We start from the raw sequence: 13,543 nt of genomic DNA, 5'->3' as shown, positions 1-13,543 counted from the left end.
CCGGGCAGGCCGCGAGCACACCGGGGTTGCGGCCGGGCAGGCCGCGAGCACACCGGGGTTGCGGCCGGGCAGGCCGCGAGCCGCGCACCGGGGCGAGCACGGGTGAAGACGTGCGGGTTACCGGCCGGAAGCGCCCACGCGGCCGCCGGCATGACGGCCGGGGCCGACCGCGAGCCCCGCGCCGGAGCGGGTGCGGTGCGGGTACGGGTGCGGTGCGGGCGCGGGCACGGGTGCGGTGCGGGCGCGGTGCGGGTGCGGGCGCGGTGCGGGTGCGGGCGCGGTGCTGGTGAGGGCGCGGGTGCGGGCGCAAGCACTGGTGCGGGCGCGGGCTGAAACGCCCGGGACGCCGGCCGGGGGCTCCGACGCCCCGGTGCGCGAGCCGCACGCCGTCAGTCGTCCCGAGCCGCGAGGGCGGGACGCCGGCCGGGGCGGCCCTCGCGGGCGGCCGCGGACGACGGACCGGGGCATGTTCCGTGTCCCTCGCCGGGGCCGGGCACCCCGGCCCCGGCGAGGGACACGAGCGGCGCGACGTCGGTCGTCCCGAGCGGCGAGGGCGGTACGCCGGGCCGGGGCGACCCACGCGGCGGCCGGCCCCCGTCGCGCGCCCCTCCCCTCACACCGGAGGCTGTGCCGGTGCGGGGCCCAGGGTCGTCGTGCCCGGGGCCGTGCGGTGGCCCAGGCCTGTGCGGTAGGCGTCCAGGGCCGCCTCCACGCGGCCCGTCCGGCGCAGCAGGTCGCCCAGGAGGCGGCAGAGGTCGGCCAGGTCGCCCGCCGCGCCCGCGCGTTCCAGCAGGCTGAGCGCGCGCACGTAGTGCTCCTCCGCCTGGTCCGTGTCGCGGGCGTCCTCCGCGATGATGCCGAGCAGCCGGTGCGCGGCCGCCGCGTGCACCGCGCCCCGCTCGGGGGAGAGCCCGCCCAGCACGTCCCGCAGCAGCTCGGCGGCCTCCTCGGAGCGCCCGCGCCGGTGCAGTACGTCGGCCAGTTCCACGGTGAGCTGGCTGCTGTACAGGGTCGCGCGGGCCGCGGACAGCATGTCCAGCGCCTCCCGCATCTCCGCCTCGGCCCGCTCCAGTTCGCCGTTCTGCGCGTACACGTAGCCGCGCATCCAGTGGCAGTTGGCCAGCTCGGTGCGCAGCTGAAGGCCCCGGTACAGCTCGGCCGCCTTGGCCAGTGACGCGTCCGCCTCCGCGAGGCGGCCCTCGGCGAGCAGGGTGCGGGCCACCGACCGGTGCATGCGCGCCACCAGCGCCGGGTCGCCGGACTGCGGGGCAAGAGCGAGCGCGAACTCCGCCGCCTGCGCGGCCCGCGCGTGCGCGCCCATGTCCATGTAGGGCCCGATGACGCTGGCGTACAGCAGGAGCAGCGCGTCCGGGTCGTGCAGCCCGCCACGGTTCAGCTCGTCGATCGTGCTCTCCAGCAGGTACACCGCGTACCGCAGCTCCCCCGCGAGGTAGTGCGCCACGGCCCGGCCGCGCAGCGCCGGCACCCGCGCCGGCAGTGGGGCGTCCGCGAGCCGCTCCTCGGCCTCCTCGAAGTACCGCCGTCCGTCCACGAGTTCGCCGGTGTCCAGTGCGCACTCCCCGAGTCCGAGCAGCGCGGCGGCCTGCTCCTCCGGCAGCTCCTGCGCCTCCGCCTCGGCCAGCAGCGCCGTGTACTGCTCCACCGCCGACTCCGCCTCCCCGACGGCGAGGACCCGCTGCGCCTCGGTCAGCCGCAGTCGCATCTCGGTCACCTGGCGCGCCGAACGCCCGGTCGCCAGTTCGTCGAACTCGACTCCGAGCCGTTCGGCGAGGTGCCGCAGCGCGTCGTCGGAGGGGCGCACCCGGCCGGCCTCCAGGGTGGAGATGTAGGCGGGGGTGTACACCGGCTCCGCCAGCTGTTTCTGTGTCAGTCCGCGCGCCACGCGCAGCTGCTGCACCCGCCGCCCGATCGTGCCCGGCTCGTCCCGCTCCCCCATGCCAACTCCCCCAGTGCCCCTTGCCGTTCGCGTCGGACAGCCCCTAGGTTAAACCGCGAATTAAACCTGCTTAACCCGTCGCTGTTGCGAGGTCGCCGTGCTGCAACGCACCCGCTCCACCGAGCATTACGCCCGAGGCTTCATCGCGGCTCTCGCCGCGGTCGCGGCGCTCGTCCTGGCGGCGAACGCCGGCCCGAAGGCCGTCGGCCCGGACGCCGGCTCCGGGACCACCGCACCGGCGGGAGTGGAAGCCGCCGAGCGGTAGGCCCCCCGCCAGGTCCCGCTCATCCGGGCAGGGCTCTGCGCAGCGCCTCGTCGAGGCTCCGCGCCAGCGCGTCCTGGTTGGCCGAGCCGCTCTCGACGAGCGGGCCGAGCTGCGTGATGAGAGTCTGCGTGAAGGCGCCGTAGAGCGGAGTCCTCGGGCGGTGCACGGCCCGCTCCAGCGCCCTCCTGAGCATCGCGTCCGTGAGCCCGGGGCGTCCCTCGTCCCCGCGCGGCACCTCGTCGGCCTCCCCCGTCGGGGAGGGGGCGGGCGCGGCGGAGATCTCCGCGGGGCACCGCAGCGAACGTCCGTAGGCCGAGGCGCGGGTCGCCGCGAACCCGGCCTCCAGCAGGCAGCGTTCGCTCTGCCGGCCGGTGAGGAACCGGATCAGCTCGGTCGCCTTCCGTGCCCGCTCCGACGAGGTGGTCACCGCCAGGTTCTGTCCGCCGAGCACCGCCCGCCCGGGCAGCGGCGCCACCCCGAGCCGTGCCCCGAACACCCGGTACAGCGTGGGGTAGGCGGAGGGCCAGGCGCGCAGGAAGGCCGTACCCCCCTCGGTGAACTCGCTCGTCGAGCCGGTCTCGTCGTGCTCCTTCGCCTTCGAGGAGACGGAGAGCGGGACGACGCGGTGGGCGAGTTCCTGCACGCCCCGTCTCAGCTGGTCCACGTTCCCCGTGTAGCGGCCGTGCTCGTCCACCAGTCTCAGGCCGGGCACGGCCGTGGCGAACGCCTCCATCGCGTTGACCGTGCGGCCCTCGTACGGGGCGAGCTGGGTGGTCCAGCCGTTCCGGTAGTCGGGGGTGTTGAGCTTCTCGCCCAGGGTGAGGATGTGCCCGCGCAGCTTCTCCCAGGTGAAGCCCTCGGGGACGTACGGCTCCTCGACACCGGCCTTCCGCAGGAGGTCGGCCCGGTAGTAGAGCAGGCCGACGTCGCTGTTGAACGGCACCGCGTAGACCTTCTCGTCCCACCGGGCGGTCTCCGCGACCGGACCGATGACGTCCGCGTCCACGAGGTCGTCCGGCAGCGCCCGCACCAGCCCCGCCTCGGCGAACTCGGGCACCCAGGTCACGTCCAGGTTCACCACGTCGTACCGGGCGCTGCCGGACTGCAGGGCGCCCAGCAACTGGCTGCGCTGCTCGTCGGCGCTGCCCGGCAGCTCCACCAGCCGCGCCTGGTAGAAGTCCGAGCCCGTCGCCTTCTGTCTCTGTTCCCGGTTCCAGGCGTCGATGAGCCGCTGCCGCACACCGTTGCTGCCGGTGACGTCCCGGCCGCTGGCCACGACGATCGTGCCGGGTTTCTCCTCGGCGGCCGGTTCGGGCGTCCCGCCCCCGCCGCCCGTGCAGGCGGCGAGCAGCAGCAGTGCGAACAGCGCGGTGAGCCGTCGCGGCATCAGTCGTCCCCCGTTCCGATACGGGCGATCTCGTCGTGCAGGGCCGCGCCGACGTCGTCCCCCGCGTCCAGGCAGCGCCCGCCGCTCACTTCGGCGATCCGCTGGTCCGGGCGGCCCTCGTCACAGCCTCCGCTTCCCAGGACGGCGACGGTCACCGGCACCTCGCTCGCCCCGGCCCGGTCCAGCACCTCCCGCAGCCGTCCGCCCGTCAGGTACTCCCCGTGCTGGCCGTCGGTGATGTGCACGACCATCTGGGGCCGGCCGTCGTCCCCCCGGTCCTCCATCTCGTCGAACGCCGCGAGCAGAGCCGCGTGCGGGTCGGCCGAGGCGTCCCGCACCCGGGCCCGCTCGTCGACGGCCTCCTCGGCGTCCTTCCGCCCGTGCCTGCCGAATCCCAGCAGCGTCTCGTACGGGCCGTCACCGGTGTCCGCGACCGCCCAGACGCCGTACTCGTCCTCGGCGCCCAGCCCGCCCAGCGTCTGCCGCAGCAGCCCGGGGCCGCCGCTCGGCCCCTGCCACAGATCGGCCATGGAACCGGAACTGTCCAGCAGGAACAGCACCCGGCCGGGACCGCCGTACGCCTGGTAGGCGCTCAGGGCCTGCTCCATCTCGTCCCTGCCCGCCGACTCGTCGAGCGGGCTGGGCGCGAACTTCACACCGTCGGGCTTCCGTCCGGGGGCGAACAGCTCCCCGTCGCCGGGGTCGCGGAAGCCCTGCCGGGCCAGCACCTCGCGGCCTCCGGCACCGGCCAGCCAGTCGCGGAAGGCGGCCGCCGCCGCGTCCCGGTCCGTCTCGTCGTCGCCTGAGTCGTCGTCGCCGTCGGCATCGTCCCAGCGCACCCGCACGAACACCGGGTCCATCCCGGGCACGTCGGCGGGGTACAGGGCCCAGCGCGGGGTGCGGGTGTTGTCCTCGCAGTCGACCCCGCTGACGAGGAGGAACTCCGGGACGAGGGCGGCGGTGCGGTCGTCCACGGCGTCGTCGTCGGGCAGGTCGCACAGCAGGTCGCCGGCCGTGGGGGAGGGTGGTCCCTGCTGCCGGACCATGCGCTCCCCTTGGGCCACGGAGGCCGGGTCGCCGTACAGGCCGACGGTGGCGAGCAGTCCGGAGTCGGTGAACTCGGGGTCGGGGCGGCGCACGGCCGCGTCGTCGGCGTGCCCGGTCAGAGCGTCGATCATCTCGGTCAGGGGCCGTCCGGTGATGTCGTTCAGCGCCTCGGGGGCGAGGCGCTCGGGCACGGCGAGCACGACGGGGGAGTGGGCGAGGGGCGACTCCTCCGGCTCCAGCTCCGCCACGGCGTCCGTGTCCTGCTCCTCCAGCACCCGGTCGGCCTCGGCCCGGGAGGCGGGGATCCACACGTCGGGCTGCGGGCCGATGTCCCGCTGCGGGTTGACCTCGGCGCCCTCGGGCTCCTGCCAGGCGTCCGTGCGCCGGCGCAGCGCGTCGACCACATCGGAGGAGCCCGCGCTGTAGACGGTGATGCCGGTGCGCCGGCAGCCCGCGTCGGTGGTGTTCGCGTCCGAGGTCAGATAGGCGGCGGCGGCCGTGCGGAAGGTCTTCTCCAGGTCCGGGTCGGTCAGCACGCGCAGTTCGAGCGGCGGGGCGCAGTGGGTGTCGTCCCTGCTGAACGGACCCAGCAGCAGGTACAGGCCCACGCCGAGCAGGCCGAGGGCGAGCAGCACGGGCAAGGCGGGCCGGAGCAGGATCCGGCGGGACGACCGCTTCCCCCCGCCCCGGTCGGTCCGGGAGAGCTTGCGACGCCACGCGCGGGACCACTTCGCCGCCAGGGCGCGCGGGCGCCGCCACGACGCCGCCACCCACACCGGCAGCCGAGGGCGCGGGCCGGGACCCGGGTCCGCACCGGACGGGCCGGGTCCGTCCGGCGCCAGGACCGGAAGCTGCGGGCCCTCCCCCAGCTGTACGTCGGCGCCCGCGTCGGCGCGCAGCTGCGGCTCCCAGGCTTCTTTGCGCATCGTTCGGCGCTTCTGCTCCGCCATGCGCTCCCGCAGCCGGGTGGCGAGCCGGGAGACGGTCGTGCCGTCCTCCTCGCCGAGCAGCTCCGCCAGGTTCTCCGTGAACGGGGTGGGCGTCCCCGGGTCGCCCGCGTCGATGCGGTGGTTGGCCTGCACGCTCATCAGGAGTCCGACGCGCCGCTTGTCCTCGAAGTGCTCCCACACCCGGGCCGCGTTGCCCGCGAAGCAGCAGTCGAGGATCACCACGATGCGGTCCGCACGGCTCGTGACCAGCACCGTCCCCATCAGGTCGCTGAACGACACGGCGCCGTTGAACACCGTGTGCTCCCCGGCCAGCACGTGGGCGTCGCGCAGCTGCAGATACAGTTCGTCGCCGCCGCTGGGGATCGCCCCGTGCCCCGCGAAGTAGACCAGCAGCAGCCCACGGGCCTCCCTGGCGACCCGCTGCAGCTCCTGTGCCGCCTCGGCGAAGTCCGGCGACGGCAACGAGGTGATCTCCTCGTCGGTGAACACCCCCGCACGCACCAGCGCCTCGCGCAGCACGGGCAGGTTCTTCTCCACGGCCGGCAGCTTGCCCGGCACCGCGTGCGGGCCCTTCGTGAAGCGGTAGTCGGACACCCCGATCAGCAGCGCCCGGTCCATCGGCTCCCCCGCGTCCTGAGACCGCACCGGCCTACCTGTCGTCGCGGTTCACCGGTTCGACTCTGCCCTGCGGCGGCTCGCCGTCCTCGACCTGGCGGCGGTTGTCCCGCCAGGCCGTCACACCCCGCTTGACCTGCTCCAACAACTCCTGGAACACCACGGTCGCGCCCGCCGACGTAACGGCGATGACGATCTCCTGACTCGTCCCCATCGGCGCGCCGCCGCGGTCGGCGGCGGGCCTCTCGAAGAGCCGCAGCCTCCCGTCCCGCAACAGGTCGTCCAGCGGTTTCTCCCGCTCCAGCCAGTTGCGCAGGGCGGTGACGTCACCCTCCGTCGCGCTCCCGTCCAGCCGTATGCAGATGTCCTGGTCGGCCACTCCGCCCCCCTCAGCCATAACTCCCCATCATGGCACCGTGGTTGCTCCCTGGGGAGGGTCCGTACGCAGGCGCCCTGCCGGCATCGCCCCGCGCCCCTGCACCACACGCAACCGGCGCCGCACGTGCTCCACGGCCCCCTCCCTGCGACCCGGCACCCGGCTCCTCAACTCCACCAGCTGCACACCCAGTTCACGCACCCGCACCGGATCGTCGACCCGGCCCCACTGGTGGTGGGCACGGTCCACGGCCGCCTCCACGGCGGGCGCGTCGGCCGGCTGCCCTGCGGCCAGCCGGGTGCCCGCCAGCGCCATCCACGCACGGCAGCTGCGCGCCGCGTCGCCCGCCAGCATCGCCAGGTCCGCGCGGACCTCGCTCCAGTGCAGCGCCTCCTCCGACACCGTGCCGTGCGCGAGCCCCGCCGCCTGCTCCAGGCGCGCGGCCAGCGCGTCCGCCTCCGCGTGCCGCCCCGCGCGCACGGCCGCCGTGACCGCCGCGTGCGGGTCGCCCGGCAGCGGCCCGCGCTGCGCCAGCACCAGGTCGGCGCCCACGCCCTCCGGCGCGATCCGTGCCAGCGTCCGCTGGTGCAGCTCCTCGTCCGGCAGCCGCCGCCCGCTGCGCAACAGCGTCGCCAGCGCCTTCATGTACGCCGGCGCCGCCACCCCGCGCCGCGACGGCGGAGGGGCGACGCGACCGTAAACGGCGGCGTCACGGCCGCAGTCCAGCGGGAACGGCCGGCCCGGCACGGGCGGCTCGCACAACGCCCGCCAGGTGTCCGCGTCGGCGTGCAGATCGAGGAACAGCGTCGTGGCGCCCGCCGGGCGCAGCCGCAGCTCGTCCCGGAACCAGTGCCAGGGCAGCGCCGTGTACCGCACGGTCGCCGGGGTGGTGCGGGCGAGCGCCAGGTGCGGCAGCCGCTGCCTGCGGTCCAGGCGCAGCTCCCCCGCCACGTACACGGTCAGCGGGCCGGGCGCCGCTGCCGCCGCGCGCAGCCGGGTCAGCACCGCCTGCGGCTCCAGGGGGTCGGCCAGCTCCACGACGTTCGCGGTGTCCGCGCCGGACAGCACCGACGGGGGCACCGCCGCGAGCACGGGGAGCACGGACGCCGCGTCCACCAGCCGTCCACGGCCCAGTGGCGACGCCGCGAGCAGCAGCACGGTCCCGGGCATGGTCCCCTCCCCCTGTCGATCACCCACGGCAGCACCGTAACCGCTGCGGTCGCAAACGGGGGCGTCACAGCGGTGAACGTCCCCCTTCGCGGCGTTCGACCCCCCTGTCCCTGGCGCGCCGCACCGCGAACACCGTGGTGTCGTCCGCCAGATGCCCCCGGCAGTGCCGCAGCGTCCCGTCCCGTACGACCAGCACCAGCCAGCCGGGAGCCATCAGCCGCGGGTCGGCGGCCACCGCCCGCCGCACCTCCTCCGCGACCTGGAAGAAGCGGCCCTCCCGGTCCCGGGCCTCCGTCACCCCGTCCGTCACCACCAGCAGCGTCTCGTCGAGGCCCAGACGCACCCGGCGCACGGGGAGGCCGCCGGGCGCCAGGTCGCGGTAGCCGAGCGGCAGCCCCCCGCCCACCGGCAGGCGCCGCACCCCCGACGGGCCCACCGCCAGCGGCGGCTCGTGCCCGAAGACGACGGTGTCGACGGCGTCGTCCTCGTCCGCGGGGAACGAGAGCAGCACGGCCGTGGCGAACCGGTCGCCGTCCGCGCGGCCGAGCGCGGTCGTGTACGCACGGTGCCGCACCATCCCCGCCTCCAGCCGGTCGGCGACCGACGCCAGGTCCGCCTCGTGGAAACCCGCCTCACGGAACGTGCCGAGCAGCACCGCCGCCGTCTCCACCGCGCCCAGCCCCTTGCCCTGCACGTCCCCGACGAAGACACGGGTGCCGTGCGGTCCCGGCTGGATGTCGTAGAAGTCGCCGCCGACCCGGGCCTGGGCGTCGGCGGTGAGATACACGCCCGCGTGCTCAAGGCCGCCCCAGCCGGGCGGCAGCGGCCGCAGCACGGTACGCCGCACCGTGTCCGTCACGTCCCGCATGTGCAGCGCCCGCCGCTCGCCGCGCACCCGCACCGCGCACGCCAGCGTGGCGAGGACGCCGCCGAGGGCGACCAGGATGAAGTCGGGCAGGCCCGCCTGGAACTGGTGCGGCCAGGCGTTGTCGACGACGGTGTACGTGCTCATGGACAGCACCGCGAACACCGCCGTGGCCCACACCCCGCACAGCGCGGCCGCGATGCCCGGCACCAGCACGATCCAGGAGATGATCCGGAACTCACCGGTGGTGTTGTAGTCGGTCACCGCGATCGCGACGAGCAGCAGCAGGGGCGGCACCCAGGCGACGCTGCGGCCCCGTGCCCGCAGCAGCATCTGCCGCTGCACGACGTCGCCCCGGCCGGCCGCCGGGTACGGCTCGGGCAGGGCGTGTCCTGTGGTGGCCGGACTCACGGCCCCAGCGAAACACGCGCCCGTGACGGCCGCATCCCCTCCCACCGGGCGATCGAGTTGCCGCCCCGGCGCGGCAGGTGTGCCCTGGAGGGACGGGGGACGGAGGAAGGAGTGCTCCCATGGCGCACGCTGCGCCCCGGAACCGGGGCATGCTCGAACAGGGCCGCACCACCGACGTCTTCGACGCCCGCACCCATCGCATGGCCCGGATCGTCCTGCCCGTTCTCGCGGCGCTGGTCTACGGCTTCTGGGCCGCGGCGAACCGGCGCTACGGCGGCCCCATCACCGGCTGGAACCTGCTGTTCGGCTTCCTCACGGCGCTCGTCTTCGCCGTCGTCCTCATCACGCTGCTCACGGTCGCCCCGAAACTCCACCGCGGACTCCACGCCGTGGCCTGGGCCGCCTTCGCCGGCTGCGCGGTCGGCTTCCTCTTCAGCCAGTCCAACGGCAGCATCTACCGTTCGGTCGCCCTGGGCGTGGGCGTGATGATCGGCACGTTCCTCGTGCTGTTCTATCGCTACTACACGAAGGAGGACGCGGAGGGGCACCGCCTGGAGTGAGGCGGTCTCCCTCTTCGGCGGGGGGCGGCTGGGGGCGCCTGCCCCCGATGCCGGTGCGCGTAACGCGGGGGGGGCGTAACGCGGGGGGGGGCGTGGTGCGGGGCCGCCGTGGTGCGGGGCGGCCGTGGTGCGGGGCGGCCGTGGTGCGGGGGCGCGGGCGGCACCTCCGCAGCGCGCCTCGCTCGGACCCGCGCACCCTGAGCCTGACGGCTGCCCGTCTGCCGGGGCCCGCCGTCCGCCGACTGCGGCCCGTCGCGGACTGATCGCGCAGTTCCCCGCGCCCCCGGGGGCGCCTGGTCTGCGGGCAGTCATGCCGCTGGGGCGCGGGCGGCACCTCTGCGGTGGGCCTCGCTTGAACCCGCACCCCCTGAGCCTGACGGCTACCCGTCTGCCGGGGCCCGCCGTCCGCCGACTGCGGCCCGTCGCGGACTGATCGCGCAGTTCCCCGCGCCCCCGGGGGCGCCTGGTCTGCGGGCAGTCATGCCGCTGGGCGCACGCGGCACCTCTGCGGTGGGCCTCGCTTGAACCCGCACCCCCTGAGCCTGACGGCTACCCGTCTGCCGGGGCCCGCCGTCCGCCGACTGCGGCCCGTCGCGGACTGATCGCGCAGTTCCCCGCGCCCCCGGGGGCGCCTGGTCTGCGGGCAGTCATGCCGCTGGGCGCACGCGGCACCTCTGCGGTGGGCCTCGCCCCCACACGCGCCGGGCTCCGGACACCCCGACCCGTTCGGGGGCGCCCCGCTCGCGGCCGTAAGGGCAGGCGGGTTGCCTGGAAGGGTGGGTTCGTGGAGCGGCACCCGGCGGGTGCGGGACAGGATCGGGGCGGCGTGCGTCGCCGTCGCCTGCCTGCTCGTACCCCTCTGCGTCCTCGCCGCCTGGGCCGCCTTCGGCCTCGCCGACACCGGACGCTACGTCCGCACCATGGCCCCGCTCGCCACCGACCCCGCCGTACGCGAGGCCGTCGCGGACGCCGTCGGCGACGAGGTCGTAAGGGAACTGGAGACGCGGACCGCAGGCGACGCCGCCGTCGGCCCGTTCGTACGGGACGCCATCGAGTCGTTCACCCGTACGGACGCATTCCGCACCGCGTGGGAGGCGGGGAACCGCGCCCTCCATGACGCGGTGCTGCACGCCCTGCGTGACGACGCGCCCTCCGCCGGACCCGTCACCGTCGACCTCGCCCCCGTCACCGCACAGGTCAAGCAGCGGCTCGAGGCCGACCACATGCCCTACGCGCACCGCATCCCCGTCGCGCACACCGACGTCCCCGTGGTCCCCGCCGAGGAGGTGGCCGGGCTGCGCCAGGGTTACCGGCTGCTGGACGCCGCGGCTCTGTGGCTGCCCCTCACCGCCGTCGCCCTCGCCGTGACCGGCGTTGCGGCCGCCGCGTCCCGGCGCCGCACCCTCACCGCCGCCGGTCTGGGCACCGCGCTGGGCGGCGCCCTCCTCGCGCTGGCGGTCGCGGCCGGCCGCCGGCTGACCCTGGCCGACCTCCCGGACGACGTCCACCGCCCGGCGGCCGGCGCGGTCTACGACGCCCTCACGGCCACTCTGCGGACGGCGTCCTGGTCGCTCCTCGCCGTGGGCGCGGCGGTGGCCCTGACCTGCTGGCTGACCGGTCGTCCTGTCCTCCGCCGCAGGCGCGGCCCTTCGCCCGCACCGCCCACGGCAACACCGGCCCCGGCCACTCCAACCAACGCCCGCACCTGACAGGCGGCCGACCCGATACGGCGAGGCGCGCCGCAAAGGGCCACCCGCGCCCCAGCGGCACCACTGCCCGCAGACCAGACACCCCAGGGGCGCGGGGAACTGCGCGACCAGCCCGCGACGAACCGCAGTCGGCGAACGGCCGGCCCCAGCAGACGGGCAGCCATCAGGCACAGGGAGTCCGAGCCCAAGCGAAGCGCGCTGCAAAGGTGCCGCCCGCGCCCCAGCGACTGCCCGCAGACCAGACACCCCAGGGCGCGGGGAACTGCGCGACCAGCCCGCGACGAACCGCAGTCGGCGAACGGCCGGCCCCAGCAGACGGACAGCCGTCAGGCACAGGGAGTCCGAGCCCAAGCGAAGCGCCCTGCAAAGGTGCCGCCCGCGCCCCAACGGCACGACCGCACGCTGCTCGTCCCTGAGGGAAGATGCGGGTTCGAGCCCGTTCGACAGGAGGCGGCCACGTTGGAAACTGCGGGGGACGGGGCGGAACAGCCGCGGCGACCCGGCGCCTGGCTCGCGGCGCTGCTGTTCGCCGCGGTGAGCGTGGTCGTCGGCTGCCGCGCGGCCGACACCGACGCCGTCACCCCCGTACCCCAGCTCCTCGCCCTCCTGCCCTGGCTGCTGCTCCCCACCGCCGCCGGCCTCCTCCTCACCCTGCGGGCCCGCTGGTGGACCGGCGCCGTGTGGGGCGTGGCCCTGCTCGGCCTGCTGGCCTGGTACATCGAGCCGTACGGAAAGACGGACGACCCGGCCGGCCCGCCCGTCGCCCGGCTGCGGGTGCTGACCGCGAACGTCGAGTACGGCAGGGCGACCGGCCCCCTCGTCGACGCCGTACGCCGTGAGAAGCCCGACCTCGTCTTCGTCCAGGAGTGCGACCGACGCTGCGGCGCCGTCCTGGAGCGCGACCTGTCCGCCACCCACCCGCACCGCAGCGCCGTCGAGGGCGACGGCTCCAAGGGCTCCGTCATCCTCAGCCGTCTCCCGCTCACACCCACCCCGCCGGTCCCCGGCACGATGGGGATGCCCGGCGCCACCGCCGACGTCGGCGGCCGCACCGTACGCCTGCAACTGGCGCACCCCATGCCGCCGCTGCCCGACCAGGTGCCGGTGTGGCAGCGGGAGCTGGCCGGGATCCGGGACGCGGCGAAAGCCGCACCCGGCCTCCCGGCCGTCCTCGCCGGCGACTTCAACGCCACCCAGGACCACGCCGCGTTCCGCCGCATCCTCGACACCGGACTGCGCGACGCGGCCCGGCTCGACGGCGCCGACCGCACGCCGACCTGGCCCGCCCGCACCGCCCCGGCGTTCGGCGCCCAGATCGACCACGTCCTGGTCTCCGAGGAGTTCACCGCGGACCGCGCCCGCTTCCTCGACCTCGGTGACACCGACCATCGCGCGGTCCTGGTCGACCTCACCCTCCACACCGGCCGGTGACACGGCGGTGCGGGCCGCCCCCCGCGGAAGGGACGGCCCGCACCGGACGGGACACGCGCGGATCAGCGGCCGGACTTCTCCAGCGCCTTCTCCGCCTGGTCGAGCGCGGCGGCGAAGCCGTTGGCCCACAGCTGGTTCACCCGCGACCGCTCGGCCGAGTTCGGGTAGGCGTTGGTGCAGGACGGGCCGGGGCCGCCACCGGACATCAGCTCGCTGCACGGACCGGAGTAGTGGTCCGGCAGACCCAGCACGTGACCGGTCTCGTGCGCGGTCACGCGCGTGGAGTCGTAGATCTGGTTCTGCCGGTAGTCGAGGAAGATGTACCCCCGGCCGTGACCGTCGGTGGACGCGTACGAGCCGCGCGAGTCGTTGCCCTCGTAGTACGAGAAGTCCGCGCCCGACGTGCCGGCCTGGAGTCTCACGTTCGAGACCGAGCTGTTCCAGATCTGCGTGCTGCGGGCTATCTGTGTGGCGAACGAAGGCGCCCGGGAGGCGTTGTAGACGACGGTGACGGCCGCCGCGCTCGACGGGTTCGCCGCCCGCTTCTCGGCCGCCGACTTCAGCACGGCCTCGAAGAACGCGCGGTTCGCCGCCGCTTCCTCCGAGGAACCGTCGTACGCGGCGATCGAGGCGAGCGACCCGGTGTCGAGCGGGGCGGGGGCCGCCGTGGCCGGGGCGGTGCCGAAGCCGAGGGCGGTGAGGCTCAGGCCCGCGGCGGTGACAACGGACATGGGCATGCGCATGCGCATCGATGACTCCTTGTGGTGGGGGTGAGTCACACGTCATCGGTGAGTGTCCGC

11 protein-coding genes are annotated in these 13,543 nt (G+C 75.3%); 4 read left to right on the top strand and 7 right to left on the bottom strand.

Annotation, left to right across the window (positions count from 1 at the left end; genetic code table 11):
* Positions 1–613 precede the first annotated feature (613 nt).
* Positions 614–1,957: a helix-turn-helix transcriptional regulator gene (locus MTR79_RS00325; protein ID WP_086704794.1), complete on the bottom strand. Its 1,344-nt coding sequence runs from the start codon at positions 1,955–1,957 to the stop codon at positions 614–616.
* A gap of 97 nt (positions 1,958–2,054) precedes the next feature.
* Here MTR79_RS00325 and MTR79_RS00320 point away from each other — a divergent pair, with 97 nt between their 5' ends.
* Positions 2,055–2,222: a hypothetical protein gene (locus tag MTR79_RS00320; RefSeq protein ID WP_244788659.1), complete on the top strand. Its 168-nt coding sequence runs from the start codon at positions 2,055–2,057 to the stop codon at positions 2,220–2,222.
* Positions 2,223–2,241: 19 nt separating this feature from the next.
* Here MTR79_RS00320 and MTR79_RS00315 read toward each other — a convergent pair whose 3' ends face one another.
* The 5 genes from MTR79_RS00315 to MTR79_RS00295 form a co-directional block, all read right to left on the bottom strand.
* Positions 2,242–3,609: an extracellular solute-binding protein gene (locus MTR79_RS00315; protein WP_086704793.1), complete on the bottom strand. Its 1,368-nt coding sequence runs from the start codon at positions 3,607–3,609 to the stop codon at positions 2,242–2,244.
* The gene (locus MTR79_RS00310; protein WP_348538669.1) at positions 3,609–6,251 is read right to left on the bottom strand and encodes a substrate-binding domain-containing protein; all 2,643 of its coding nucleotides are present in this window, start codon (positions 6,249–6,251) and stop codon (positions 3,609–3,611) included. The genes MTR79_RS00315 and MTR79_RS00310 overlap by 1 nt, the downstream gene beginning before the upstream one ends.
* A 4-nt stretch (positions 6,252–6,255) precedes the next feature.
* Entirely contained in the window at positions 6,256–6,618 is a 363-nt protein-coding gene (locus MTR79_RS00305; protein ID WP_156700722.1) for a hypothetical protein, read from the bottom strand.
* A gap of 9 nt (positions 6,619–6,627) precedes the next feature.
* A complete protein-coding gene (locus tag MTR79_RS00300; RefSeq protein WP_086704791.1) occupies positions 6,628–7,767 on the bottom strand; it encodes a hypothetical protein in 1,140 nt (379 codons plus the stop codon).
* A 64-nt stretch (positions 7,768–7,831) separates the two neighbouring features.
* Positions 7,832–9,043, bottom strand: a complete 1,212-nt coding sequence (locus MTR79_RS00295) for a PP2C family protein-serine/threonine phosphatase (protein ID WP_086704790.1) — start codon at positions 9,041–9,043, stop codon at positions 7,832–7,834.
* A 119-nt stretch (positions 9,044–9,162) separates the two neighbouring features.
* Here MTR79_RS00295 and MTR79_RS00290 point away from each other — a divergent pair, with 119 nt between their 5' ends.
* From MTR79_RS00290 to MTR79_RS00280, 3 genes are all read left to right on the top strand, one after another.
* A complete protein-coding gene (locus tag MTR79_RS00290; RefSeq protein WP_175447509.1) occupies positions 9,163–9,603 on the top strand; it encodes a hypothetical protein in 441 nt (146 codons plus the stop codon).
* A 776-nt stretch (positions 9,604–10,379) separates the two neighbouring features.
* The gene (locus MTR79_RS00285; RefSeq protein ID WP_189363790.1) at positions 10,380–11,312 is read left to right on the top strand and encodes a hypothetical protein; all 933 of its coding nucleotides are present in this window, start codon (positions 10,380–10,382) and stop codon (positions 11,310–11,312) included.
* A 459-nt stretch (positions 11,313–11,771) separates the two neighbouring features.
* Entirely contained in the window at positions 11,772–12,743 is a 972-nt protein-coding gene (locus MTR79_RS00280; protein ID WP_244788657.1) for an endonuclease/exonuclease/phosphatase family protein, read from the top strand.
* 62 nt (positions 12,744–12,805) lie between these two features.
* Here MTR79_RS00280 and snpA read toward each other — a convergent pair whose 3' ends face one another.
* Positions 12,806–13,492 carry a snapalysin gene (gene snpA, locus MTR79_RS00275; protein ID WP_048457131.1) on the bottom strand — a complete coding sequence of 229 codons (687 nt, stop codon included), beginning with the start codon at positions 13,490–13,492 and terminating at the stop codon, positions 12,806–12,808.
* Between the last annotated feature and the right edge of the window lie 51 nt (positions 13,493–13,543).

Source organism: Streptomyces sp. BJ20 (assembly GCF_022869105.1).
Taxonomy (GTDB): Bacteria; Actinomycetota; Actinomycetes; order Streptomycetales; family Streptomycetaceae; genus Streptomyces; species Streptomyces griseoincarnatus.
This window is presented reverse-complemented; position numbering and strand designations above follow the sequence as displayed.